General features: G+C 67.7%; 19 protein-coding genes. 2 read left to right on the top strand and 17 right to left on the bottom strand.

Annotated features, from left to right (window positions below):
- Window positions 1–30 precede the first annotated feature (30 nt).
- Genes ACXJKM_RS24365 through yghU form a run of 6 tightly spaced genes read right to left on the bottom strand, consistent with a single transcriptional unit; the run spans window position 31 to window position 5506 of the window.
- The gene (locus tag ACXJKM_RS24365) at window positions 31–1653 is read right to left on the bottom strand and encodes a diguanylate cyclase domain-containing protein (RefSeq protein WP_457355832.1); all 1623 of its coding nucleotides are present in this window, start codon (window positions 1651–1653) and stop codon (window positions 31–33) included.
- Window positions 1650–3143, bottom strand: a complete 1494-nt coding sequence (locus tag ACXJKM_RS24360) for an RAD55 family ATPase (RefSeq protein ID WP_457355830.1) — start codon at window positions 3141–3143, stop codon at window positions 1650–1652. Before ACXJKM_RS24360 ends, ACXJKM_RS24365 begins: the two co-directional genes overlap by 4 nt.
- Window positions 3140–3589 carry a hypothetical protein gene (locus tag ACXJKM_RS24355; RefSeq protein ID WP_457355828.1) on the bottom strand — a complete coding sequence of 150 codons (450 nt, stop codon included), beginning with the start codon at window positions 3587–3589 and terminating at the stop codon, window positions 3140–3142. Before ACXJKM_RS24355 ends, ACXJKM_RS24360 begins: the two co-directional genes overlap by 4 nt.
- A 34-nt stretch (window positions 3590–3623) precedes the next feature.
- A complete protein-coding gene (locus ACXJKM_RS24350; RefSeq protein ID WP_457355826.1) occupies window positions 3624–3962 on the bottom strand; it encodes a hypothetical protein in 339 nt (112 codons plus the stop codon).
- 36 nt (window positions 3963–3998) lie between these two features.
- A complete protein-coding gene (locus ACXJKM_RS24345; protein ID WP_457355824.1) occupies window positions 3999–4628 on the bottom strand; it encodes a glutathione S-transferase family protein in 630 nt (209 codons plus the stop codon).
- The gene (gene yghU, locus ACXJKM_RS24340) at window positions 4625–5506 is read right to left on the bottom strand and encodes a glutathione-dependent disulfide-bond oxidoreductase (protein WP_457355822.1); all 882 of its coding nucleotides are present in this window, start codon (window positions 5504–5506) and stop codon (window positions 4625–4627) included. Before yghU ends, ACXJKM_RS24345 begins: the two co-directional genes overlap by 4 nt.
- Before the next feature lie 108 nt (window positions 5507–5614).
- On the opposite strand from yghU, the gene ACXJKM_RS24335 reads away from it, so the two are divergent.
- Both ACXJKM_RS24335 and ACXJKM_RS24330 read left to right on the top strand, forming a co-directional pair.
- Window positions 5615–6265, top strand: coding sequence for a DsbA family oxidoreductase (locus tag ACXJKM_RS24335; RefSeq protein ID WP_457355820.1), 651 nt, complete (start codon window positions 5615–5617; stop codon window positions 6263–6265).
- A 104-nt stretch (window positions 6266–6369) separates the two neighbouring features.
- Window positions 6370–7362: a recombination-associated protein RdgC gene (locus ACXJKM_RS24330; protein ID WP_457355818.1), complete on the top strand. Its 993-nt coding sequence runs from the start codon at window positions 6370–6372 to the stop codon at window positions 7360–7362.
- Window positions 7363–7461: 99 nt separating this feature from the next.
- On the opposite strand, the gene ACXJKM_RS24325 is transcribed toward ACXJKM_RS24330, so the two are convergent.
- The 11 genes from ACXJKM_RS24325 to ACXJKM_RS24275 form a co-directional block, all read right to left on the bottom strand.
- Window positions 7462–8532 (bottom strand): type II asparaginase, encoded by a 1071-nt coding sequence (locus tag ACXJKM_RS24325; protein WP_457355854.1) that lies wholly within the window; start codon window positions 8530–8532, stop codon window positions 7462–7464.
- Window positions 8533–8690: 158 nt separating this feature from the next.
- Window positions 8691–10766, bottom strand: a complete 2076-nt coding sequence (locus tag ACXJKM_RS24320) for a TonB-dependent receptor (RefSeq protein ID WP_457355817.1) — start codon at window positions 10764–10766, stop codon at window positions 8691–8693.
- A gap of 115 nt (window positions 10767–10881) precedes the next feature.
- Window positions 10882–11436, bottom strand: a complete 555-nt coding sequence (locus ACXJKM_RS24315; RefSeq protein ID WP_457355815.1) for a hypothetical protein — start codon at window positions 11434–11436, stop codon at window positions 10882–10884.
- Window positions 11437–11541: 105 nt separating this feature from the next.
- Window positions 11542–14751, bottom strand: coding sequence for a response regulator (locus tag ACXJKM_RS24310; protein ID WP_457355813.1), 3210 nt, complete (start codon window positions 14749–14751; stop codon window positions 11542–11544).
- Between the two features lie 8 nt (window positions 14752–14759).
- Window positions 14760–16337 carry an ABC transporter substrate-binding protein gene (locus ACXJKM_RS24305; protein WP_457355811.1) on the bottom strand — a complete coding sequence of 526 codons (1578 nt, stop codon included), beginning with the start codon at window positions 16335–16337 and terminating at the stop codon, window positions 14760–14762.
- Window positions 16338–16512: 175 nt separating this feature from the next.
- Window positions 16513–18957 carry a TonB-dependent receptor gene (locus tag ACXJKM_RS24300; RefSeq protein WP_457355809.1) on the bottom strand — a complete coding sequence of 815 codons (2445 nt, stop codon included), beginning with the start codon at window positions 18955–18957 and terminating at the stop codon, window positions 16513–16515.
- A 229-nt stretch (window positions 18958–19186) separates the two neighbouring features.
- Window positions 19187–19675: a CYTH domain-containing protein gene (locus ACXJKM_RS24295; protein ID WP_457355807.1), complete on the bottom strand. Its 489-nt coding sequence runs from the start codon at window positions 19673–19675 to the stop codon at window positions 19187–19189.
- Window positions 19676–19678: 3 nt separating this feature from the next.
- Window positions 19679–20911 carry a DEAD/DEAH box helicase gene (locus tag ACXJKM_RS24290; RefSeq protein WP_457355805.1) on the bottom strand — a complete coding sequence of 411 codons (1233 nt, stop codon included), beginning with the start codon at window positions 20909–20911 and terminating at the stop codon, window positions 19679–19681.
- Between the two features lie 15 nt (window positions 20912–20926).
- Window positions 20927–21517, bottom strand: a complete 591-nt coding sequence (locus tag ACXJKM_RS24285) for a methylated-DNA--[protein]-cysteine S-methyltransferase (protein ID WP_457355803.1) — start codon at window positions 21515–21517, stop codon at window positions 20927–20929.
- Window positions 21492–22445: an MBL fold metallo-hydrolase gene (locus ACXJKM_RS24280; RefSeq protein WP_457355801.1), complete on the bottom strand. Its 954-nt coding sequence runs from the start codon at window positions 22443–22445 to the stop codon at window positions 21492–21494. Before ACXJKM_RS24280 ends, ACXJKM_RS24285 begins: the two co-directional genes overlap by 26 nt.
- The gene (locus tag ACXJKM_RS24275; protein WP_457355799.1) at window positions 22442–23896 is read right to left on the bottom strand and encodes a serine hydrolase domain-containing protein; all 1455 of its coding nucleotides are present in this window, start codon (window positions 23894–23896) and stop codon (window positions 22442–22444) included. The genes ACXJKM_RS24280 and ACXJKM_RS24275 overlap by 4 nt, the downstream gene beginning before the upstream one ends.
- Window positions 23897–23942 lie beyond the last annotated feature (46 nt).

Here is a 23942-nt window from a genome sequence, read left to right as displayed (position 1 = left end):
GCCTGCTGTATGCCGGCCTTGCGTCCCCACTCAAGGCGTGGCAAGCGCGGCCAGGGGCAGCTTGACGATGAACTCGCTGCCCTTGTCATGGCCCGCGCTGACGGCCACCACTGTGCCGCCATGGGCCTCTACGAGCTCGCGCACCACCGCCAGGCCAATACCTAGGCCGCCGTGGTGCATGGCCATCGCATGCTCGTTTTGCACGAACAAGTCGAATACATGCGGCAGCGCCTCGGCCACGATGCCGATGCCGTTGTCCGACACGGTGACCGAGATCACGCGATCGATCACGGCAGCCGTGAGGGCGATGTGGCCCCGGTCACGCGTGTACTTGACCGCGTTGTCGAGCAGATTCCGAAAAACTTGCTCGAGCCGCACGGGATCGCCATGCACGTTCAGCGGGCCTTGTGGAAGAGAAACGCGCAGGCGCTGATGCTTCTCGTCCATCGCCGGTTGGCAGGCCTGGGCCACCTCGCCAAGGATCTCCACCAAGTCAACATTGCCGCAAACCAGATGGAACTTGCCCGTCTCGGCGCGAGACCCATCCAGCAAGTCGTTGACGATGCGGGTCATGTGCGCGACCTGCCGCTTGATGACCTCCTGCAGCCACGCATGCCGGCTTTCATCACCGCGGGATCGGCTCAGCAATTCCGCGGCATTGCTCAGTGGTGCGAGTGGGCTGCGCAATTCGTGCGCGACCATCGCCAAATGGATGACGTGCTGCTGATGCGCGCCCGTGGCCCGCTCCGCCGATACCCTGGATGCGAGCGCTGACAGAAGCAATTGCTCGTTGGCGTCACGCAAAGCATGACGGTGGGGATCCGGGCTGGGCGTTGCATCCAGCGGCACAGGCTGCGTCCCCAGACCGTGCGTGTCGCCGAAGTCCGGCAAGTGCCCGCTGTCAGGCACGTCCTCCGCGCCGTGGAACTGGAACATGGCACCGCCCATCTTCTTGGCGCGGTACATGGCCGAATCGGCCTTGTCGATCAGCTGCATGGCCGTACGACCGTCATCGGGGTAGATCGCGATGCCGACGCTGGCACTGACCCTGAACGCGGGCAGGCTGTCGATGCGGATGGCAGCAATCCCGTGCAGCATCTTCAGCGCGATCTGGGCGGCGTCACCGGCTTTCGAGATCTCGGCGAGGAGCACCAGGAACTCGTCACCGCTGTGGCGACTGACGGTGTCCGAATCGCGCACGGCCATCCCAAGATTCAGGGCGACCAGCTTGAGCGCCTCGTCGCCGATCAGATGGCCGAAGTTGTCGTTGATGTGCTTGAAACGATCGATGTCGACAAACAGCACCGCACTGCGTGTGTGCCGGCGCTTGGCCATCGACAACGCCGTCTGCAGCCGGTCCAGCATCAGCGCGCGATTGGGCGTGTCGGTCAGGGCATCGCGCTGGGTGATGCGCGTCATCGCCATCAACTTGTCCGTCGCCGCCTCGGCAATCGCCTCGGCTTGCATCACCGCCAGCACGAGTTGCTCGTTCGCGTCCCGCAGTTGCGCGGCCTGCGTGGCGCTGAACTGCTGCTGCACCTGTTCCAGGTCTTGCCGCAGGCGCAGGAGCTCCGCACGGATGGCACCGACGTCTTCGTCAGGCTGCTGTGCTTGGGCAGGTGGCGCCCGCGGCGGATGGGCGTCGTCGCTCACGGCGGCTTCGGTGCTCGAAATGACGCAGGAGGCGCCGGAGCCCCTGCCCGGCGGGTTGGCCGGCCGGCCAGCTGGCCTTCATAGCCCTCCAGCATTGCGCCGATCTGGATGCCCTCGTCGTTGACGTGGAACAGGCGCAGCTCGTTGGAGTGCGCGCTGGCGCGGACCTTGACGACGGCCAGCACGCGTTGCAGGCGGCTGTCCACCTCGATATACCGCTGCACGATGATGGCGTCGGTCAGGAAGGCCGTGCCATAGGGACTGAAGCGCAGGTCGTCATAGCGGTCTTCCAGCTCCGACGTCATCAACAGCGTGGCGCCGGTGCTGGCCAGTGCGGTGACCATGCGCGCGAGCGACTCGCGGAAATCCTCGCGGAAGGTTGGCGCGAGCGCCAGCTCGAAGCCCGACAGCGAATCGATGACCACGCGGCTCGCGCCCAGGCGTTGGATCTCCGCGATCAGCAAAATCGACAGTTCGTCGACCGACATGCCGGCCGCCTGCGTGTCCACAAGCCCGACGCGGCCGCTCCCGACCAGCTCGGCCACCGCCGGCGTGCGCGAGAGACTTGAGCCCTGCTCGAAGGAGGCGATGACGCCCGTCTCGCCGCGCCGTGCGCCTTCTGCAAGAAAGGCCGAGGCCAGGATGGTCTTGCCCGAACCCGAGGGCCCCGCCACCAGCAGTGAGTAGCCGCGTGGCAGGCCGCCGCCCATCAAGGCGTCAAGGTCGGGCACGCCGATGCTGAGCCGCCCGCCTGTTTCAGCGCCCGCATTGACGGGCGGAAACGACTGCAGCACGGGCGGAAAGACGGTGATGCCGTCAGAACCGATGCGGAAGGTGTGCAGGCCGGGCGAAGTCGCCTGACCACGCAACTTCATGACTTCCATATTGCGCACGACAGAGTTGCGCTTGGTGCTCTGGCGCAGCCAGATCAGACCATCGGCGACGGTGAAGACCGGGTTCGGATCGGCGTCGGTGAAGTACTCGCCGATCAGGAAGGTGGTTGCCTGCCAGCTGGTCATCAACATGCCGAGCTGTTGGACGAAATGCTGCAAGGTGATGTAGCTGTTGCCGTTGCCCTGGCTGGCCAGCATGACCGATCGGAAGGAGTCGACGAAGACCAGGCCGGGGCGATGCTGCTCGACAGCAGCAACGATCTTTTCGAGCACCTTGTCCAGATCCCCGGCGGCGGTGTCGTCGGCCAGGTTGATGAAGTAGATCGAACGGTTGACCTCGTCGCTGTCGAAAAACTCGAACTGCTGCATGTAGCGCAGCATCTTCAGCGGCGGTTCGCCAAGCACGGTGAAGTACAGCGCCGGTCGTTCGGGCGTGGCCAGCGCGAACATCATCTGGTGCGCCAACGTTGTCTTCCCGCAGCCCGGCGGGCCGGCAATGATGTTGAAGGAGAACTCCGGCAGGCCACCGCCCAGCACCTGGTCCAAGCCCTGCACGCCCGTGGCCAGGCGGTTGATGGTTGCTTTGGCGGTGATCATGTCTGGGAGTCCTGTGCGGGCGCGTCGGTGGAAGGGGGTGCCCATACGGGATCCAGCAGCCGCTCCGTGAGCGTGGCGCCGATCAGGCTGGACAGGAGGTCGTAGAAGGTACCCAGCAACGCGGCATTCAGCGCGGCGGCTTCGGCGCTGGCCTGACCCGCCAGGACCGCGCGCAATGCACGGAAATCGCCGGGGCGGGCATCCGCATTTGCAGCGACGGCCAGCGCAGGATGAGCGGTTCGCGTGAGGTGCAGGCTGCGCTTGAGCAGCGCTGCGACGCCATGGCGCCCGACGATGGGTGACAAGGCGGCGTCGATCCGGCGCCAGACCTCACAGGATGCGTCGGCAATCACCGCCGCACTGGCGCCCTCTGCGAGCTGACGTGCCAGGACCGCTTCGATGCGTTGCGGTCCAGTTGACATGCACGACCCCATCAGTTGCCGCAATGCGGACTGACGGATGGTACCCCCCCCCGCGTGGCTAGTACTGACCGATGAACTGGAAGTGAAGCTCGGGCGACTGTGGAAAGTCCGCCGCCCTCAGCTTGGCCTTGACGTTAGCGGCGAGAGAAGAGAGCTGCTCGACGGATTGCGTCACGTACTGATCATGCTCGATGCCCAGTGAGGCCAGCCTTGTGCCGATGTACAGGAAGTAGTCTTCACCGTCTGTCATGCGTCCCGTGTAGGTTTCCAGCCCGACCGACCTCGCCTTCTGGCAACGGACATCGCTGCCCGTATCGCAGGCGTCAAGCCCCTCCTCGTCATCAGGGTCAAGCCCGAACTTGATGCCGTAGAAGGCGATGAATGCGTCCGCTCCCATGGTGCTGCCTTTCAATGTCTGACGGTGATCGATGGCCTACGCCATCGTGCCTCTCATCTCCATCGCCGCTCGCCAGCGCCGCAGATGGGGATGCTCGTCACCGGGCCTGACCTTCACGACCCGCGCAAAGTCCACCGCCACAACGGCCGTGATGTCGGCAATGCTGAACTGGCCAGCGGCGATGAAGTCGCGCTCCGCCAGATGCGCATCCAGCATTGCGAAGAAGGCCTGCACCCGAGCCAGCCCGCGCTCGGCCAGCGCCGGGATCTGCGCGTAGTCCACTGGCCCCGCCAGCGCGCGGTTGGCCATGGCCGGGCTGCTGTTGCGGAATGCCTCGGCAATCGCCAGCAGGCCCTCGAACTCGACGCGCCACTGCCAGCCCGCGATCTCGGCCTTGTCGAGCGGGCTGCGGCCGAGCAGCGGCGGCTCGGGGAAACGCGCCTCGATGTAGGCCGCAATCGCGGCGTTGTCAGTCAGCACGGCGCCCTCCTCCGTCACCAGCGCCGGCACCGTGCACTGCGGGTTGATGCGCCGGAACGCCTCGCCCATCTGCTCGCCATTGCGCAGGTCGACCTGCACCGTTTCGTGCGGCGCCCCCTTCTCGGCCAACAGGATGCGCGCGCGGCGCGGGCTGGGCGCGGTGGCGCAGTCGTAGAGGGTGATCATGGTGCCGCCAGCTTGTCTTGCGTCTTGGTATCGAAGTCGCTGGCCTCGTGGCGCTCGTGCAGCTGGCTGTTGGGTTCGCCCCAGGTGCGGTTGACCTTGCGGCCGCGCTTGACGGCCGGGCGCTGGGCGACCTCGTCAGCCCAGCGGATGACATGGCTGTACTCGTGCACCGACAGGAACTCACCCGCGCCGTAGAGCTGCCCCTTGGCGAGCGCGCCATACCAGGGCCAGATGGCCATGTCGGCGATGCTGTAGGCCTCGCCCGCCAGATACGGCGCTTCAGCCAGCCGGCGGTTCAGCACATCGAGCTGGCGCTTGACCTCCATGGCATAGCGGTCGATGGGGTACTCCTGCTTGGTGGGCGCATAGGCGTAGAAGTGCCCGAAGCCGCCGCCCAGGAAGGGCGCGCTGCCCATCTGCCAGAACAGCCAGCTCAGCGCCTCGGCGCGCGCCGCGCCACCTTCGGGCAAGAAGGCGCCACCGAACTTTTCGGAAAGGTAGACAAGGATGGCGCCCGACTCGAACACCCGCACCGGTTCTGGCCCGCTGTGGTCCACCAGGGCCGGAATCTTGGAATTGGGATTGGCCTCGACAAAGCCGCTACCGAACTGTTCGCCCTCGTTGATGCGCACCAGCCAGGCGTCGTACTCGGCGCCAGTGTGGCCCAGCGCCAGCAGTTCCTCCAGCATCACGGTGACCTTGACGCCATTGGGCGTGCCCAGGGAATACAGCTGCAGCGGATGGCGGCCAACGGGCCGCGCCTTGTCATGGGTGGCGCCGGCGATGGGGCGATTGATGCTGGCGAACTGGCCGCCGCTGGCCTTGTCCCAGGTCCAGACCTGGGGCGGGATGTAGTCGGTCGTTGTCAGATCGGTCATGCAGGCGTTCCAGGATGCAAACCCGGCAACGCTAGCGCAAAAGCCGGTCACACCTCGGTCAAGCCTGCAAACCTGAGGGGCATCTCGATGCCCGCGAAAATGCCACCCATGCGTATCGACTTCATTTCCGACATCGTCTGCCCTTGGTGTGCCATCGGCCTGTATTCGCTGGAAGCGGCGGCGGCCCGCATCCCCGGGCTGGAACTGGACCTGCACTTCCACCCCTTCGAGCTCAACCCTGGCATGAAGCCCGAAGGCCAGGACATCGAGGAGCATCTGGCCGAAAAATACGGTGCCAGCCCCGCGGCGCTGGCCGGCACGCGACAGGCGATCCGTGAGCGCGGTGCGGCGCTGGGCTTCGAGTTCCGCATGGAGGCGCGCGGCCGCATCTACAACACGCGCGACGCCCACCGCCTGCTGCACTGGGCGGACGAAGCCTTTGGCGGCGCCGTGCAGCGCACGCTGAAGGTGGCGATGCTGAAGGCCTATTTCACCGATGGCCGTGATGTATCCAATCATGAAGTGCTGCTGAGCCTGGCCACCGCCGCCGGCCTGCCCGAGGCCGAGGCGCGCGAGCTGTTGGCGGGCAAGCGCTACGCCGAAGAGGTGGCTGCCGCCGAGGCCGAAGTGCATGCCCAGGGCATCCATGCCGTGCCGGCCGTCATCGTCAACCAGCGCCACCTGATCCAGGGCGGCCAATCGGTCGAGGTGTTCGAGAAGCTGCTGCGCCAGGTCATGGACGAACCGCACCTGGCCTGACCCACCCCTCGCCGGCGCCGCCGCGCGACCTGAGACAATCGCGGCCTGATCGCTGCCTATTTGCGAAGCCCGCCGCTGGCGGGCTTCTTGTTTGTATCGAGCCCATGTTCAAGAACCTCATCGTCTACCGCATCGGCGAGGGCTGGCAGCCCGACGCCACCCAGCTGGCCGACAAGCTGGCCAAGGAACCCTTCCTGTCCTGCGCCCCGACGCAGCCCCTGGCCGTCGGCTGGGCCCCGCCGCGGGACGTCGAGCACGCACCCCTGGTCGAAGTCATCGACGGCCACTGGCTGCTCAAGCTCAAGCGCGAGCAGCGCCTGCTGCCCTCCTCCGTCGTGCAGGAGCGCATCGACGAGCTCGCCGAGCAGATCGAGGCCCAGACCGGCCGCAAACCCGGCAAGAAGGCCAAGAAGGACATGAAGGAGCAGGCCACGCACGAACTGCTGCCGCGCGCCTTCACCAAGACCTCGGCCACGCGCGTCTGGATCGCGCCGGAGCAGCGCCTGCTGTTCGTCGATGCCGGCTCCGCCAGCCGCGCCGATGAGGTCGTCACGCTGTTGATCCAGGCCGCCGACGGCCTGTCGCTGCAGCTCGTGCAAACGGCCGAGAGCCCCGCCGCCTGCATGGCCGCCTGGCTGCTGGACGGTGTGACGCCCGAGGGATTCCAGATCGAGCGCGAGTGCGAGCTCAAAGGCAGCGACGACGAGAAGCCCGTCGTGCGCTATGCCCGCCACCCGCTGGACATTGACGAGGTCCGCGCCCACCTGACCAGCGGCAAGATGCCGACCCGCCTGGCCCTGAGCTGGAACGACCGCGTCGCCTTCACGCTGACCGAGGGCTTCGCGATCAAGAAGATCAGCTTCCTGGACCTGGCCTTTGAAGGCCGGCCCGAGGCCAGCGGCGACGAAGCCTTCGATGCCGACGCGGCCCTGGCCACAGGGGAACTGGGCCGGCTGATCCCGGCGCTGATCGAAGGCCTGGGCGGCGAGCACGACTTCGCCGCGGCCGGTGCGCCCGCCTCAGCGCCCGCGCCCGCCATCGCCTCTCTGCCGGCGAAAGTGCCTGARGACGCGCTCAGTGAGTCACCGCCCTGGTGACACCCCAGGCGTCGGATCGCTTGGGTAGCTTGGCGCGGCACCGGCAGGCACGCCACAACGGTGCCGTCAGCCGCGAAGCTCTCGGCACGCTCCGCTAGATCAATATTCCCAGAAGATCCGCTGCAGCTCAGCGGTGGTCTGCGGCTTGGTGAGGGCCACGGCGGCCAGGATCTTGGCCTTCTGGGGGTTCAGGTCGTGGGCCACCACCCAGTCGTACTTGTCGTCGGGCTGCTCGGCGTTGCGCAGCACGATGCCGTCAGCCACGCGGCTGGAGCGGATGACCAGCACGCCCTTGTCGCGGATGGACTTGAGCTTGTCCACCGCGTAGTTGGGCACCGAGCCATTGCCCGTGCCGGCGTTGATGATGGCCTTGACGCCCGGCGTGGCCGCCGCGTCGTACAGCGCCATGTTCATGCTGCCCGAGCCGTAGACGATGGACACGTCCGGCAGCGCGTCGATGGTGTCGATGTCGAACTCGGAGTTGACGGTGTGGCGCTTGGCCAGGCTGCGGAACCAGAAGGTCTTGCCCTCGACCACCATGCCCAGCGAACCCCATTGGCTGCCAAAGGCGCTGGTCTTGATGTTCACGCGCTTGGCTGCGTCACGGCCGGACAGGATGTCGTCGGCCATGGTGATCAGCACGCCCTTGCCCTTGGCGCTGGGCGAAGCCGCCACCACCACCGCGTTGTACAGGTTCAGSRTGCCGTCGGCSGACATCGCGSTGCCCGGCCGCATCGAGCCGACCACSACGATSGGCTTGTCGCTCTTGATCACCAGGTTCAGGAAGAAGGCGGTCTCTTCCAGCGTGTCGGTGCCGTGGGTGACGACCACACCGCCCACTTCCGGGTCCTTCAGCAGCGCGGAAACGCGCTTGCCCAGCGTCACCAGCTTGTCGTTGGTGAAGCTCTCGGAGGCGATCTGGAAGGCTTGCTCGCCGCGCACGTTGGCCACGCTGGCCAGTTCGGGCACACCGGCGATCAGCTTGTCCACCGGCACCTTGGCGGCCTGGTAGGTGGCGCTGTTCAACGCCGAGGCGCCAGCACCGGCGATGGTGCCGCCGGTGGCGACGATCACCACGGTGGGTTTGGCGGTCTGGGCCAGCGCCGGCAAGCCGGCGAAGGCGCTGGCCGCCAGCAGCGCGGCGCAGGCGGCGCGCAGGCCGAAGGTCATGGGTTGCATGCAGGGTTCTCCTCTGGTTGTAAAGAAACCAGCGCGAGTAGATGCGAGAAACGGGCCAGCATGAATACCGATCCGGCATTCGTGCTTTCAGAAGGCGCATGACTCCAGTGCATTGCCCGGGCCGGGCCGCGTGCAAAAGCGTCGTCTCTTCAGAACCCCATCTTCAGCGTCACCCGCACCGTGCGCGGCTCGGCCGGGTGGACGTGACGGTCGGCCACGGCCGCCGCCTCGCCGGGCAGTTGCGACTCGTAGAAGTACTCGATGTCGTTGAGCTTGCGGTCCATCAGGTTGAACACGTCCACCGTCAGCTCGGCCTTCTCCCACAGCTTGCGGCTGAGTCGCAGGTTGGTCGTCAGTGACGATCGAGAGCGCACGCTGTTGTCCTCGACCAGCGAGCCCGAGCCGAGGTAACGCCACTGCAGGCTGGCCGACCAGGGACCAAGGTCGCGCAGCGTGACGGCGATCGATCCGACCTTGTCGACGGCATTGGGAATGCGGTTGCCCGCGGGGTCGAAATCGGCAAAACGGGCACGCGTCCAGGCCAGGTCGGCGTCGATGAGCAACCAGGGCACAGGGACATAGCGGTTGTTCCACTCAAGCCCATGACGTTTGCTGGGCCGGGTGGCCTCGGTCGCGCCCGCGTCGCCCACATAGACGAGTTCGGAGTCGAAGTCCAGCTTCCAGATCGCGACCGAACTCTGCAAGCCCGGCACCCATTCGGTCCGTGCACCCAGCTCCAGGCCGCGCGCCGCGACAAGACCCGGCACCTTGTCGACCGCGTCGCCGGTCTTGGGGTTGGTGGTGGCCGTCGTGCCACGCGCGTCATTGCTGTGAAAGCCGCGGCCCGCGTTGAAGAAGAACTCCGTCTTGGCCCACGGCCCGGCGATCAGCGAGAACTTGGGCGACAGCAGGTGGGCCGAGGCGCTGCCGGAGTTGGCGGCGTTGCTGTAGCTATGCACCTTGAAGCGCGCCTCGTCCGCGCGCAGGCCGACGACGCCGCGCAGCCAGGGCGTCAGCTCGACCGAGGTCTGGCCGTAGACGCCAAGCTCGGTCTCGCGCACCTCGTCGTCGCGCGTCGTTGCGGTGATGCGGCGCTCCACGGTGTCGTAAAGGCCGACGCGGATGCGGTCATGGCGCAGCTGCAGGCCGATCTCGCTGCGGGCCGGCAGGTCGCCCAGGCGGTGGTCGACGGCGTGGCTGGCGTTCACGCCGTAGACGCTGCGCTTGTCCTGCTGCAGGAACTGGTCGCCGTCATCGGGGCGCTCCAGCGCGTAGGTGAAGTTGGAGAAGAGCTTGAGCCGGTAGTTCATCGCATAGGCCGCGACGTTGGTGGCCTCTGTGCCGGTATTGCGATGCCATTCACCGGACAGGCTGCTGCGGCGCGTCTCGCCGCCGTCGCTCTTGTCGATGGCATCGAAGCGGCCGAAGGGCTGGCCGTTGAAGCTGCCGGCTGTGATGAGACGCTCGGGCACCTGGTCGGTCGAGGTCCACCGGGCGTCATAGGTCATCAGGCTCGTGCTCCAGCCCTCGGCGCGCGTGCCACCCGAAAGAATCAGCACACCGTTTGTCTTGCGCAGGTGTTCGGGCAACTGCCACGGCCCGTCGTTGTGCTGCACCTCGATGGCGCCCAGCAGATGCATGTCGCCCAGGTGCGTAAAGCCGGCGCCGACAAAGCGCTGGAACTGGCGCTGGCCCAGCGTCAATGCGGCGAAGCTTTCGTCCAGCGTGTTGCGGTAGGCGATGTCGGCCGAGCCGGCGGCGGCGAAGTCGCCGTTCTTCGCAAAGTACGGGCCCTTGCGGTACTCGATGCGGTCCACCAGTTCGGGAATCAGGAAGTTCAGGTCCGAATAGCCCTGGCCGTGGCCGTGGGACGGCATGTTGACCGGCAGGCCGTTGACGGTGGTGGCGAAGTCGGTGCCATGGTCAAGGTTGAAGCCGCGCAGGAAGTACTGGTTGGCCTTGCCGTCGCCCGAGTGCTGCGTGACGATGAGGCCGGGCACGAACTCCAGCACCTCGCCCGGTCGCAGCGCGGGGCGGCTCTTCAGCAGCTCGGCGCGGATGGTGCCCTGCGACGCGGCATCGGTGCTGCCGATGGCGTTGTCGTAATGGCGGCCGGTGATCTCGACCTTTTCAAGCACGGCTGAGGGTTCGGCCCGGGCTGCGGAGGCGGCGAGCAGGCAGGCGGCGGCCAGCAGCGTCGGCTGGAAGCGGCAATGTTTGGACATGGGAGCTCTCGGCAAGCCTGCGCGCGCAGGCACCGCTGGGTCCGGTCAGGACGGGCGGAAGTCAGGGGATCGGATTGGCGCAGCAAGCGCCATGGCACGCGAAGGCGCCTGTCGATCAGCCGCGAGGAGGGGTCAACGGCGGCGCGACGACACGGTCGCGCCAATCGAGGTAGGTCGCGGCAGGGTGATCGCCGCCCTCGCCCACCGGCAAGGTCAAGCCGGCCGGCAGCCAGGCGAGGAAGGCCGTCACACCGACCTGGGCGGTGTCGTCAGCCGGATCGCCGACCTCGAGCACGTCGGCGTCGTGCTGGGAGTGATTGTGAAAGACACCCCCATGCTCGTGCATTTCCGCGCCATGCCCCTTGCTCAGCACCTGAGAGCGCTTGGAGCCCTGCAGCCGCGGGTCCTGTGCGGCGTGCAGATGGTCCAGCAGGGCGCGCAGTGGCTGGGTCAGGCCCGCCAGCACGGCGTCATGCCGAGTCGCCGTGCCGATATGCACATGCCTGTGACCTTGGAGGCCCGCAACGAGTTGCACCATACCCTGGAGCGGCAACACGACGAGCAGCAGCACCAGGACGGCAGCACGCGTTCGATGGAGCAGTGATGACAGGGTGGGTGGCACGGGCGTGATGACGAAGGGACCGAGGCGGGCGCAGGCCAGGCGACGCATCTTCGGGCACCAGCATTGCCCGCGTATGACATTCGCTTGCTTGTCCTACGTGGGCCATCGGTGGCCGGATTCACTGAAGGCGTCRCCGCAGCCTGGCAATGACGATCACGCGGCCTGCGCGGTCTCGCTCTCGACGGCCCGGAGCTCGTCGACGACCTTGCCGAGGTGGCTCGCCACGTCGTGCACCATGGCGTCCACCTCGGCGTCGCGCGCGCCATGCAGGCACCCCCGCTCCAACGCAGCGGCAGCGGCCTGCACCGCATGCATGCCGAGCGTTCCGGACAGGCCCTTGAGGTCGTGCGCGGCACGCATGGCGGCGTCGGCATCGCCTGCACGGCGTGCGGCGTTGAAACGCTGCGCGAAATCGGCCTCGCGGTCGCGGAACATGCTCAGCACACGGCGGTACAGGACGCCGTTGCCGCCGACATTGGCCAAACCGCAATGCGTGTCGATGCCGTTCAGCGCCTGCAATGCGTCGGCGCTGCTGTCGTTGCCCACCACCACCAACCCGCTCGGCTTGACCCATTTCGCGAGGGTGGCGAACATCTCATCGACCTTGATCGGTTTGGCGATGTGGTCGTTCATGCCCGCCGCGATGACGGCTTCACGATCGCCGACCATCGCATTGGCGGTCATGGCGATCACGGGCAGCGCCTGCAGCGCCGGCTGCTGGCGCAACGCCCGCGTCGCTGCATAACCGTCCATGACGGGCATCTGGCAGTCCATGAGCACCGCATCAAAACACTCGCTGGCCAGCTTGCGCAGCGCTTCCTCGCCATTGCCGGCGACGCTGACGACGATACCGGCGCGGCTGAGCAGGTCGACGGCCAGTTCCTGGTTGATCGCGTTGTCCTCCACCAGCAGCACATGGGCGCCGGCCAGCGCCTTTCGATGGTCGAGTTGGGCTTCTTCGCGCCGCGCATTGCGCGTGGGGACGGCAAGCGAGCGTCCGAGTGCGGCAGCGCAGGCATCCAGCAAGGTCGAGGGCGTGACCGGCTTGGTCAGCAGCGCGCCGGCCCGCAGCTTGTGCTCGGCCAGGCGCTGCCTCACCTCTTCGCGGCTGAAGGCCGTGGCCAGCATGACCAGGGGTGCCGGGTGGCGCAGCTCGGTCTGCTGGGCCAGCGCCTGCGCGCAGGCCACGCCGTCCATGCCCGGCATCTTCCAGTCGAGCAGCAGCAATTGGAAGGGTGCGTCGCCCGCGTCGGCCTGCATCACCCGGTGCAGGGCTTCTTCGCCGCCGGCGGCGGTATCGACCTGCAGGCCCAGCGTGCCGCACATCGTCGCGAGCAGCTCGCGCGCGGCGGCGTTGTCGTCGACGACCAGCACACGCGTGCCGCGCAGGCTGGTGTCCATGGCTGCGTCCGCAGCGCCGGGCTGCAACCCGAAATGCAGCTCGAAGTGCAGACGGCTGCCGCGGCCCAGCTCGCTCTCGACGGTGAGCTCGCCGCCCATCAGKTKCACCAGGTGGCGGCTGATCGCCAGCCCGAGSCCGGTGCCGCCRTAGCGCCGGCTSGTCGAGGCRTCSGCCTGCGWGAAGGGCTGGAACAGGCGYTGCAGYTGYTCRGSGCTCATGCCGATGCCGGAATCACCCACGGTGAAGCGCAGCCGGGCCGATTCGCCGTCCCGCTCCACCATCTTCACGGCGACGATGACCTCGCCACTGTCGCTGAACTTGACGGCGTTGTTTCCCAGGTTGAGCAACACCTGGCCCAGGCGCGACGGGTCGCCCACCAGCGCCCGGGGGACCGCGAGCGGCAAGTCCAGCAGCAGCTCCAGGCCCTTCTCGTCGGCCTTCAGGCCCACCACATTGCTCAGGTTGTCCAGCACGTCGCCAAGGCTGAACGGGATCGTTTCGATGTCGAGCTTGCCGGCCTCGATCTTGGAGAAGTCGAGGATGTCGTTGATGATGACTAGCAGCGATTCCGCCGCCGCATGCGCCTTCTGGATGTAGTTGTGCTGCTGCGGGTTGAGGCCGCTTTGCAGCGCCAGGTGGGACATGCCCAGGATCGCGTTCATCGGCGTGCGGATTTCATGGCTCATGTTGGCCAGGAAGCTGCTCTTGGCCTGGTTGGCAAGCTCGGCGACGTTCTTGGCCTGCTGCGCTTCGCTGTACGCGGCTTCGAGGTCGGCAATCGTGTGGGCCAGGCGGGCCGTCATCGAATTGAAGCTGGTGGCCAGCATGCCGGTCTCGTCGCGCGCTTCGACGGGCGCCTGGGCGGTGAGGTCGCCAGCGGCGATCCGTGCCGCCACCTGGGTCAGGCGCTGCACCGGCCCGACGATGCTGCGCCGAAGCAGGAACGCCAAGGCTGCACCGAATGCCAGCGCAGCCAGGCCACCGACAGCCGTCTGGGCACGCGATCGGGCCAGGCTGTCCCGGGCCCGCGACAGCTCGGTCTGCAGTTGCGCCTGCTGCTCGGCGGTGATCTGGTGCAGCAGGTCGAGAAGCCCTTGCGCCTGCGGCACGACCTCGGTCCGATACAGGTAGAGGTCCTCGTAGGCACGCGCGCTGTCCTGGATCGTGCGGATGCGCAGGGTCAGCTCGGTCAGCGCGGCCCGCGCCGCCGCGATGCGGTCCAGGTGGGCGCGCTGCGCAGCCGTGAGCAAGGGGCGACGGGCGTAGAGCCCGTCCCACAAGGCGGCATTGGTGACCAGCTGCGAGCTGTACGTCAGCCTGAAGTTGCCTTCGCCCGAGGCGCCGAACGCCATCACGTTGGTGGCCAGCACATCGAACGAACTCTGGAAGGTGAGCATCTCCGCCAGCACTTCGCGGTTCACCGCGTCGGCAGGGCGCGAATTCTGCAACTTGATCATGGCCTCGGTCTCGGCCAGCACACGCACCCGCTGCGCCTGCACGTCCATGCTCGACAGTCGCAGCGCCGGCCGGTTGCGCAAGGTGTCCTCGTGCAGCTCGAACAGCTGTGGCGGCAGGCGTTTCCAGCGCGCGTAACGCTCGTTCAAGGCCTGCACCTGCTTGCGCTCGCCCTCCTCCCAGCCGTCGGCCAATTCCTCCAGCGATGTCAGCGCGCTCTCGAACGCCCCGCGTGCCGCGTGGTAGTGGCCAATGTCTTCGCGGTCAGAGAGCACCAGGAAGCCGCGCAGGTGCAGCTGCATGCTCAGCAGCGCCTCCTGCGCCTGGGCCGACGCCCGCGAGGCCGGCGCCCGCAGGCCTTCGCTGATTTCGATGTCCCGGCTGGCGTTGCGGCCCGCCAGGATGGCGAGTGCCACCACCAGCAGCGTCAGCCCGACGAGGACCCCGACGCCGACGGTCAGCTTGGTGCCGATGCCCAGTGACGCTACCCGGAAATTCCAGCGCATGCCCGTGATCAATAGCCCAGTGAAGTTCGATACGCCTCTCGTTGCCGCTCGCGGCCGAGCCGGATCGTGATCTCTTCGAAATCGACGGCAGCGGCCTCGAGCGCTTCTGCCGGACTCAATTGACCGGCCGCCGCCTGCATGAGGCGCAGATCCAGCGCCAGCACATAGCTGTAGGTTCCAGGGATTCGCAGGTAGGGGATCTGCTGCTTGTTGCTGAAGGTACGTTCGAACGCGCTGAGATAGTCGCGGACGTCGGCCGGGTCCCAGTTCGCTCGCAGATACGGCGCCAGGCTGCCCGTGCCTTCAGGCGGCAGCATCTGGGATTTGCGCCCCGGATCGACGCCGTCCCAGCCCCGCGCCGCATAGACCTGCGACTTCTCCTTCGCCGCCAGCAGCGCCAGCAGGAAGTACGCGGCCTCGGGCACCTTCGAATACTTGGAAATCACGCCGGCCCAGGAGGCACCGCTGGTGTTGCCGACCTGGTTGACGCCTGCGGTGCTGGTCCATTTGCCCCGCGCGATGTCGTAGTACGCGTGCGTTCCGGGCGCCGGCGCAGCGCCAGTCTTGCCCCTGACCTTGCTGCCCTGTTGCTGAGCCAGCGCGCCGAGGTCGCCCCAGGTGAGCGCAAACGCCGCGCGGCCCGCCAGGAAATGGTCCCAGCMACGGCCATGGTTCCAGGTCAGCATCTCGCGCGGGCCGAACTTCACCAGTTCAACGAACAACTCGAGGGCGCGCACGTGGCCGGGGCTCTTGATCAGCGGCTCCATCGTCTGCGGGTCGAACCAGTACAGCCGCGCATTGGTGGGGCCGATGACGAAGGAGGCCGACAGCGTCATGTAATTGAACATGCCCTGGCTGCCCGGCTGCAGCGCCAGCACGATGCCGTGATCCGGCGTGCCGTCGCCATTCATGTCCTGGCCGTTGAAGTACTCGACCGCGTCGCGCAACTGCGCCCAGGTCTGCGGCACCGCCAGCGGGTAGCCGTACTTCTGCCTGAACGCCGCCTGGTGCCGCGGGTGGTTCAGCAAGTCGCGACGGTAGTACAGCACCTGGCCGTCGTGGTCGTAGGCGACCATGTACTTCTTGCCGCCGTAGGACAGCAGGGTGCGCGGGCCGGGCAGTACGTCGTCGATGTCCCACTTCGGAAATCGCGGGTCGTTGTAGAACTTCTCATACGACAGCAGGTGCCCGCCAGCCACCATGTCGCCGACCCACCAGGCAGCGGCGATCGACGCGTCGTACTTGCCGGTGTGGTTGGTCATGTCCGAGATGATGGTCGGGTAGTGCTCCACGCCGGCCAAGCGCACGATGTCGAGCTGAGCACCGGTGGCCGCCTCGAACTCCTGCTTCACTTCGAGCAGCGCCACGCTGATCGCGCTCTTGGTGGCGATCACCGTCACCTTCTGACCCGCAAACAGGCACGTACCCGGCGCGCAGGCTGGCAGCACACGCGGCACGGGGACATCGTTGGCCTGGCCAACCGTGACGGTGGTGCTCTCGGGCCTGACGGGCGCGTTCGCCTCCGGGCCGTCAGCGGCCTGTGCCAGCAGGATCCAGCCGGTCAACAGCACCAGGCATGCACCCATGAGCCTGCTCAGAGTCATGTCGCCTCCATGAGGCCGGGGGTGCGTCGATATCGGAGGGCCTTGCGCAACCCACCGAATCGAGCCAAGCCGTGCTCACCAACCTCGATCCCACTCTATTCCACATCTCCAGTCCGCGGATTGGTGTTTGGCCGTACCGGCCCCTGTGCCGCTCGAGTCACCATTCCTGGGTCAGCGTCAGGCGAACATTGCGGCCAAACAGCGGTCGGCCATAGATGGCATCGGCCGAACCCTGCCCGGCCACCGCATCGGCGCGCGGGTTGCCTTCGGTCAAGCCCTTGGCGTTGGTGGCGTTGTCCACCATCAGCTGCACGGTGGTGCCGCCCCTGCTGGCCGACGTGCCCAGCGCCAGGGTCTGGTAGGCCGGCAGCGCAGTCGTGTTCTGCAGATCGACGTAGCGCCTTCCGGTGAAGTTGAAGCGGGCGTAGGCGCTGGCCTGCCAGTCCGCCACGGCGAAGTGGACAGTGGGACGGATATTGCCCCAGGCCTTGGGCTGGCGGATGGGCAACTTGCCTTCGGTCGTCAGCGACTGGTTGCCGGCGGCGCTGATCATGTTGCCGGACTTKGCCGGGCTGTAGGTCGCCGCGCCGTCCAACGTGAAACTTGAAATGAGGCGCCACGAGAATTCGAACTCCACGCCAGGGCTCTTCACGTCGCCGATGAAGACCTGATTCGTGATGGTTCCAGTGGCGGGGTTGATTTCGGCCACCGTCGTCGCAAAGGGCTTGAACTGGCTCAGGAAGACGGTGGCGAAAGCCGAGAACGGCTCGGTCGAGTACTTCAAGCCGGCCTCGTACTGCTTGGCCTTGGTCGTCGTCGGCGCAGCGAAGGTGTAGACGTTGATTTCGCCCGGCAGACGGTAGGCCACGGAGGCGCGCGCATACACGCCCATGGCTCGCGTGAGCTCCTGATTGACACCGACGGTCCAGGAGGTCGGGTGGCCGTCAATCGGGCGCGGGGCGTTGACGCCGGTGTAACCCAGCGTCGAGTTGTCGGCCAGGGTGGCGGCGTTGCCCAGGTCGTACCGGGCCGTGTTCTTGCTGTAGCCGTCACCCTTGTAGCCGCTGCGCCGGACACCGAAATCCAGCGTGGTCTGCGGCACCGGCTTCCAGGTGTCGGCAAGGTAGACCGATGTCTGGGTGACCGTGGACTCGCCGCCGATCAGCGTGGACGAATAGCGCAGCACGCCGTTGTCGGTGACGCGGCCCAGCACGGCGCCGCCGGCGTCGTAGGCGACCAGGTCCAGCGGCCGGGGCTTGCCGGCCAACTCCAGCAGCAAGTCCTGGAAGCGCAGGTTCATCGTGGACTTGTAGCGCGACAGCAGCAGGCCGCCGGTCAGGCTGTGCCGGCCTGCAAGTTCAAAGTCGCGGGTCACGCGCAGGTCGTTGGCGATGGTGTTGAAGTCGTTCTGGATCGAGCGGTAGCCCGCTTGCGCGACCAGGCCGGATGCGCCGTACGGGTCGTAGGCCGCGGACTGGCCGGCGTAGGTGTAGCCCAGGCGGTTGACGCCGGCACCGAACGCCGTGCGTGAGGCAGTCAGGAAGCTGGCGGCAAAGGCGTTGGCGTCCGCCGGGTTGACGGTCGAGTACAAGGCATCGAAGTCGAGCTTGCCTTTCGTCAGCCTCAGCTTCTCGCTGAGCTGCCACCCACCCAGGTTGAGGTTGAGATCAACGCCGGTGTTGAAGTAGCGCAGTTGCCGGCCATTGGACAGGTCACGCGATTCGGTGGCACTGCCCGCGCCGCCCACAGTCGGGTAGATGAACTTGACGTTGCGCAGGTAGGGCGAATTCAGCGTGCCCTTGAAGTAGTCGATGTAGGGGTTCAGCGACTTTGACGGATCGCGCGGGTCTGCCACCGGAATAGGCAGCAGGAACACATTGCTGTCGTCGAAGACCTTGGCAAAAAACCTGGCTTCACCGTTGTCCAGCCTGTGCCGGATGTTCAGCCGCAACTGGCCGCCGGTGTCGCTGGGAAAGCCGTTGTCACGGTAGCCCCGGTGCTTGCGGTAGAAGCCGCCGAAGGCGTAATACGTCCGGTCGGCCAGCTTGCCGGAGGCGAAGCCGTCGAAGCGATACAGGCCGGTGTCGCCCAGCGTGAGCCGGGCGCCGTGCTCCGCCACTTCACCGCCCTGGCGCGTGATCAGGTTGAGGATGGCGGCCGCGTTGTCCGCAAATATCGGCGCTGGCCCGCCACGGACGACTTCGACGTTCTGGGTCATCAGGTCCGGGCGCACCATGACGTCGCCCTTGAAGAAGTACCCGTCGTTCTCCCCGTAGATGAGCATGCCGTCTTCCTGGAACGTGAAGAAGTTCGACTCGTTCGGAATGCCGCGCACGCGATAAATGTTCTGGGCCTCGCCGCCGGTGGCTTCGGCCTGCACACCCGGCACCTGACCGAGGAGATCCGCCGTGTTCAGCGGTCCGAGCTTGTCGATGTCCGAAGATGACAGGCTCGAAACGGCGTAAGACGTGTCGAACTTGCGGCGGGCCACACCCGTGCCGGTGACCACCATCCGATCCAGGCTCAGGCGGTTGGCCGCCGGGGGCGTCGACGGGGCTGTCGCTGCGGACGAGGGGGCGCTGGCGGCAGGTCCAGCGCTCAAGGGCGTGTCCTGCGCGTGTGCGGCGACGACCATCGCTAGAGTGGCTAGCGCGACTACTGTCTGCGGGAGCCTCGGGCGGAGCGTTGGAGCGTGTTTCACGTTGTCTCCAGATGTATCGCCGAACTCTTGCAGTGTAGGCAGGCGAGAGGCGAGGCGCCAGACGAGGATGAGCGTCCGCTTTGACCTGCGTCATGGCCCGGCGCGGGCCATGGGTGTCGAACTCGCCGTGTTACGAGTCCGCGGCCCGGCCGGCCGGCCAGCGCGTGAACGGGTTCACCGCCAGGTTGGCATTGACGTAACGGCCATCGCCGGTCACTTCGGCACCCAGCCAGTCCGGCCGGGCAAAGACCTGGCCCTCGGCCGCCAGCTCGATTTCCGCGACCACGAGGCCGGCGTTGGCTCCCAGGAATTCGTCAACCTCCCAGGTCATGCCCTCATGCAGGCACAGGTGGCGGATCTTCTCGACGAGCGGGCCATCGCACAGCGCCAGCAGCTGTCGGGCATCAATGAGCGGAATCTCGTACTCGAACTCGGCCCGCGTGGCCCCCTGGGTCGCACCTTTGATGGTCAGGAAGGCCTGTTCACCGGCGATGCGCACGCGCACCGTGCGGGCCGGGTCACGGCTCAGATAGCCCTGGCTGAAGCGGGTCTGCGCCGCGGCCGGTTGACGCCAACCGTCGCCGGTGACGAGGAACTTGCGTTCGATCTCAATGCCCATCGCTCATTCCCCACGCGCCGCGGCTTCGCGCAGCTTGTCCTTCTTGCTCTTGCGCGTCGTGCTCTTGATGCCGCCGATAGCCTGGGCTTCGGTGGCGACTGCCTCGGGCTCGAAGCCCTCCAGCCGCTCGCGTGGCACGCGCTGGCCCTGGCGCTTCTCGATGAGGCGGAAGTGGCTCTCGGCGTTCTCAGCGCTGTCTGCGCAGATGAAGCTGACTGCCACCCCGGTGGCGCCGGCGCGGCCGGTGCGGCCGATGCGGTGGGTGTAGTCGGCGGCGGAGCGCGGCAGCTCGTAGTTGACGACCGCGTCCAGCGCATCGACGTGCAAGCCGCGCGCGGCGACGTCGGTCGCGACAAGCACCTTGACGCTGCCGTTCTTCAGCGCCGCCAGCACGTCGCTGCGCGCGCCCTGGCTCAGCTCGCCATGCAAGGCGCCAGCCTTGAAGCCGTGGGCGAAAAGCTTGTCCGACACCAGCTCGGCCGTGTAGCGGCTGGCGACGAAGACCAGCGCGCGATCCCAGGCCTCTTCCTTGAGCAGTTGCCGCAGTGCGGGCAGGCGCTGGGCGCGGTCGAGCTGGATGGCACGCTGGGTGATCTGCGGCGGTGCCTCCTGGATGTCGATGCGCACCGGCTCGCGCAGCAACTGCTCGGCCAGCCCCTGCACGGCAGGCGGGCAGGTGGCGGAGAACAGCAGGGTCTGGCGCCGTGCGGGCACCAGCGCCAGCACGCGCTGCAACTCGTCGGCAAAGCCGGCGTTGAGCAGCCGGTCGGCTTCGTCCAGCACCAGGCATTCCACGCCGGCCAGCGTCAGGCCGTTGTGGTCGATCAAGTCCAGCAGGCGGCCCGGCGTGGCCACCATCACGTCGCAGCCGCCGCGCAGCGCCATCAGCTGAGGGTTGATGGACACGCCGCCAAAGGCCAGCGCCACCTTGGGCCGGTGCATCAGCAGCGCGGCGACGTTGCGCATCAGCTCGGCCGTCTGGGCGGCCAGCTCACGCGTCGGCGCCAGCACCAACGCACGCGGGCCTGGGCGAGGCGGCGCGGCGACCAGGCGTTGCAGCAGCGGCAGCACAAAGGCAGCGGTCTTGCCGGAGCCGGTCTGCGCCAACGCGAGCACGTCGGCGCCGGCCAGGATGGGAGGCAACGCAGCTGACTGCACAGCGGTCGGCGCGTGGTAGCCCTGTTCGCGCACGGCGCGCAGCAGGGCGGGCGAGAGGCCCAGGGAAGAAAAGGACATGCGCGATTGTCGCGGTCAGAACAACTTCTGCTGATCGCCCGCGAGTTGGCCCACGGCACGGGCCTCGATGAGCAGCATGCGCCGCTTGGTCTCGACGCCGCCCGGCGCCGAGAAGCCCGTGGGCTCGCCGCCTGCGCCCATCACGCGGTGGCAGGGCACGATGGGCGGAAACGGGTTGTCGCCCTCGGCGCGGCCGACCGCGCGCGCCGCACCGGGCTGGCCGAGGGCCGTGGCGATCTCGCCGTAGGTGCGGGTCTGCCCGGGCGGGATGGCGCGGGTCAGCGCATGCACCTGACGGCGGAACTCGGGGATGCCGCGCTCGTCGAGGACGACGTCGCCGAGGTCACGCGCCTCGCCGGCCAGCAGTGCGCGAATGCCATCGACGGCATGGGCGATGTGGGCGGGCAGCTCCGTCGTCAGTTCGGCGGTGGGATGTCGGCGCTTCAGTCGCGCCGGGCTGGCATCAGGCAGCAGAGAAGCGACGATGCCGCGCTCGCTCCAGACAACGCCGCAGCGGCCCAGTGCCGTGTCAAAACTGTGGCTCCACAAGGCCTCGTCCAGAGGCAGGACCGGGCCGATGTCAGGGTCGTCGACAAAATCGCTCACGTTGTTCGGTCGGTGCTTGCAGCAGCGTCTTGAAATAGTAGCCAAGCATGCCATTGACGCGAGCGCGGCCGGCGTCGTCCAGCCACGTGTCGACGCGTGAACGCCAGACGGCGGCGCAGGCTCCGGGATGCAGGCCCTGGTCGGCGCAGTCCAGCAGGGCCTCGAAGCCGCCGCGCCAGCGCTCGAAATCGGCGCGGCTCATGACCGGACCATGGCCGGGTACCAGGCGCTGGAAAGGCTGGGCGGAGATGCGCGCCAGGGCCTCGCGCCAGGCCAGGGGGCAGGCGGTGTCCATGAAAGGCACTGGCAGCGTGACAAGGTCGCCAGCGGCCAGTGTGCCGGTGGCCGTGTCCAACACCCACAAGTCGCCACCGCTGACGGCGGTTTCGATGCCGATCTGCAGGCGGCGGCCGGCGATGGTCCGGGCCGAGGCTGTCCCAATCTCACGATCGGGGCGCAGGGCCGCAGCCTGGTTCAGCAGTTCGAGGTCAACGCGCATGACGGCCGCCTGATCGGCCGGTGCCGTGGGAATGGCCTCCATCAGCTGGCGGCGGTAGCGGTCCAGCCAGCCATCGGCCGCCAGCGCCTTCGCTACCGCGGGCGACGCCCAGGCTTCAAGCCCAGGCCTTTGCGAACGCAACCAGGCGTTGCCGCCGAGGTGGTCGAGGTGCCAATGCGTGTTCAGCACCGCCCTCACCTGCCCGCCCGCCGCCGCGAGCGCCGCTTCGGCATGAGCGCGGTGGCGGCCGCYGTCGATCAGCAGCCAGCCCTGATCGCCCTGCAGCAGCAGGCTGTTGCCGTCGGGCTGGCGGCCAGCCTCGAAACCACCGGGCACCAGGACGACGCCGAGCGCGAGCGGCTGCGCCGTCACCGCCGCCGCGGCGGCCAGGCACAGCACGGCGGCCCACGCGCGCCGCAGTTTCGTCATGGCGAGTTCTCGCGCACGCCCTGGTCGCCATAGAGCTGCATCGTCACCGCGCCGGCCTCACCGCGCTGGAAGCCAACGCGCACGCCGGTGGGATGGATGAACTGCAGCGGCACGCCATCGGCGGCGATGGGCGTCAGCGCAAGGCGGTCGCCGTTGGGAAACACCAGGGTCAGCTGTGCCTGTGCCTGCTCCACCTGCACACGCACCCCCATGGCGGTGAACAAGTAGCGGCCGGCAAGCCCCTGGATGGCCGCCTCGTTCGCTTCGGCCCGGCGCACGCGCGTCTCGCGGAACTGCGTCCAGCCATAGGCACGCGACACGGCCGCCAGCAGTTCAGCGCTCAGCGCGCGGCCCGCCTCGGCGTTGGCCAGGTAGACGACACCATCACCCGTGTGCAGGTTGATGGCCATGCCGGCGTTGTAGCCCGTGGTACCGCCGTAGTGGACGAGGAACTGCTGCTCGCCTTCGCCGACGAGCCTGAATCCGTAGAAATGCCCCTCGACGGGCGTGCCGAGCAGCGCGCGCATGCTGGGCTTGCGGAACACCTGGCTGCGGCCCTGCCAGCCCTTGCGCAGTTCCGTCAGCAGCGTGGCGAGGTCGCCCGCGTCGGACCACAGGCCGGCCGCGGCGCTTTCGGGCAGGTGCAGCCAGCCGCCCGGTACCGGCGCGGCGTCGCCCTGGTGGCCGGCCGCCACATCGCCACCGGCGCTTTGGCGCTGCAGTGCGAACGTGGCATGGCGCAGGCCGAGCGGCTGGAACAGCCAGCGCTGCATCAGCGGCTCGAAGGCCAGCTTCTGGCTGTCCTGCATGGCGATCTGGGCCAGCGTGTAGCCGCCGCCGGAATAGCGCAGCTGCTCGCCGGGCGGCAGCACGACCTCGGGCCGCGGCGTGTTCGTGCCCGGTGCCGCGGTCGCCACCTCCAACACTGTCGGCACGGGGCCGGCCTGGGCGTAGCCGGGGTAGCCCCCCGGCGTGATGCCCGCGGTGTGCGCGAGCAGCCCACGCAACGTGACGGGGTGATCGGGCGTCTGCCGGCCCGCAGGCAGGCGCAGCGACGTGAGCAGGCCGTTGACGTCGCGGTCCCAGTCCAGCCGGCCAGCGTCCTGCAGGCGCAGCGCGGCAAGCACCGTGACGGGCTTGGCCAGCGAGCCGGCCTGGAACAGCGTGTCGCAACTGACAGCCGGCGCCTGCATCGCACGGCGGCCGTACACGGCCACCCAGTCCACCTCGCCGCCGCGCAGCACCGCCACGGCCAGGCCGGGCACGCCGTGCTCGGCCATGCGAGCGGCCAGTGTCTGCGGCTGCTCTTCGCCGTCGAACACCACCGCAGGCAGCAGGCCCTGCTCGACGGCTTGCCGGCGGGCGGCAGCGCCCGGCTGTTCTTTGCAGGGTGCGGCATAGGCACTGCCCGCCACGGCGAGGCACAGCGCCAGGGCGGCGGTTCGGGTCATGGAGGGATGCATGCTCACATGCTCGCCGAGGGCCGCGCCGCGGCCG

This window comes from Roseateles sp. P5_D6 (genome assembly GCF_054049415.1).
This window is presented reverse-complemented; position numbering and strand designations above follow the sequence as displayed.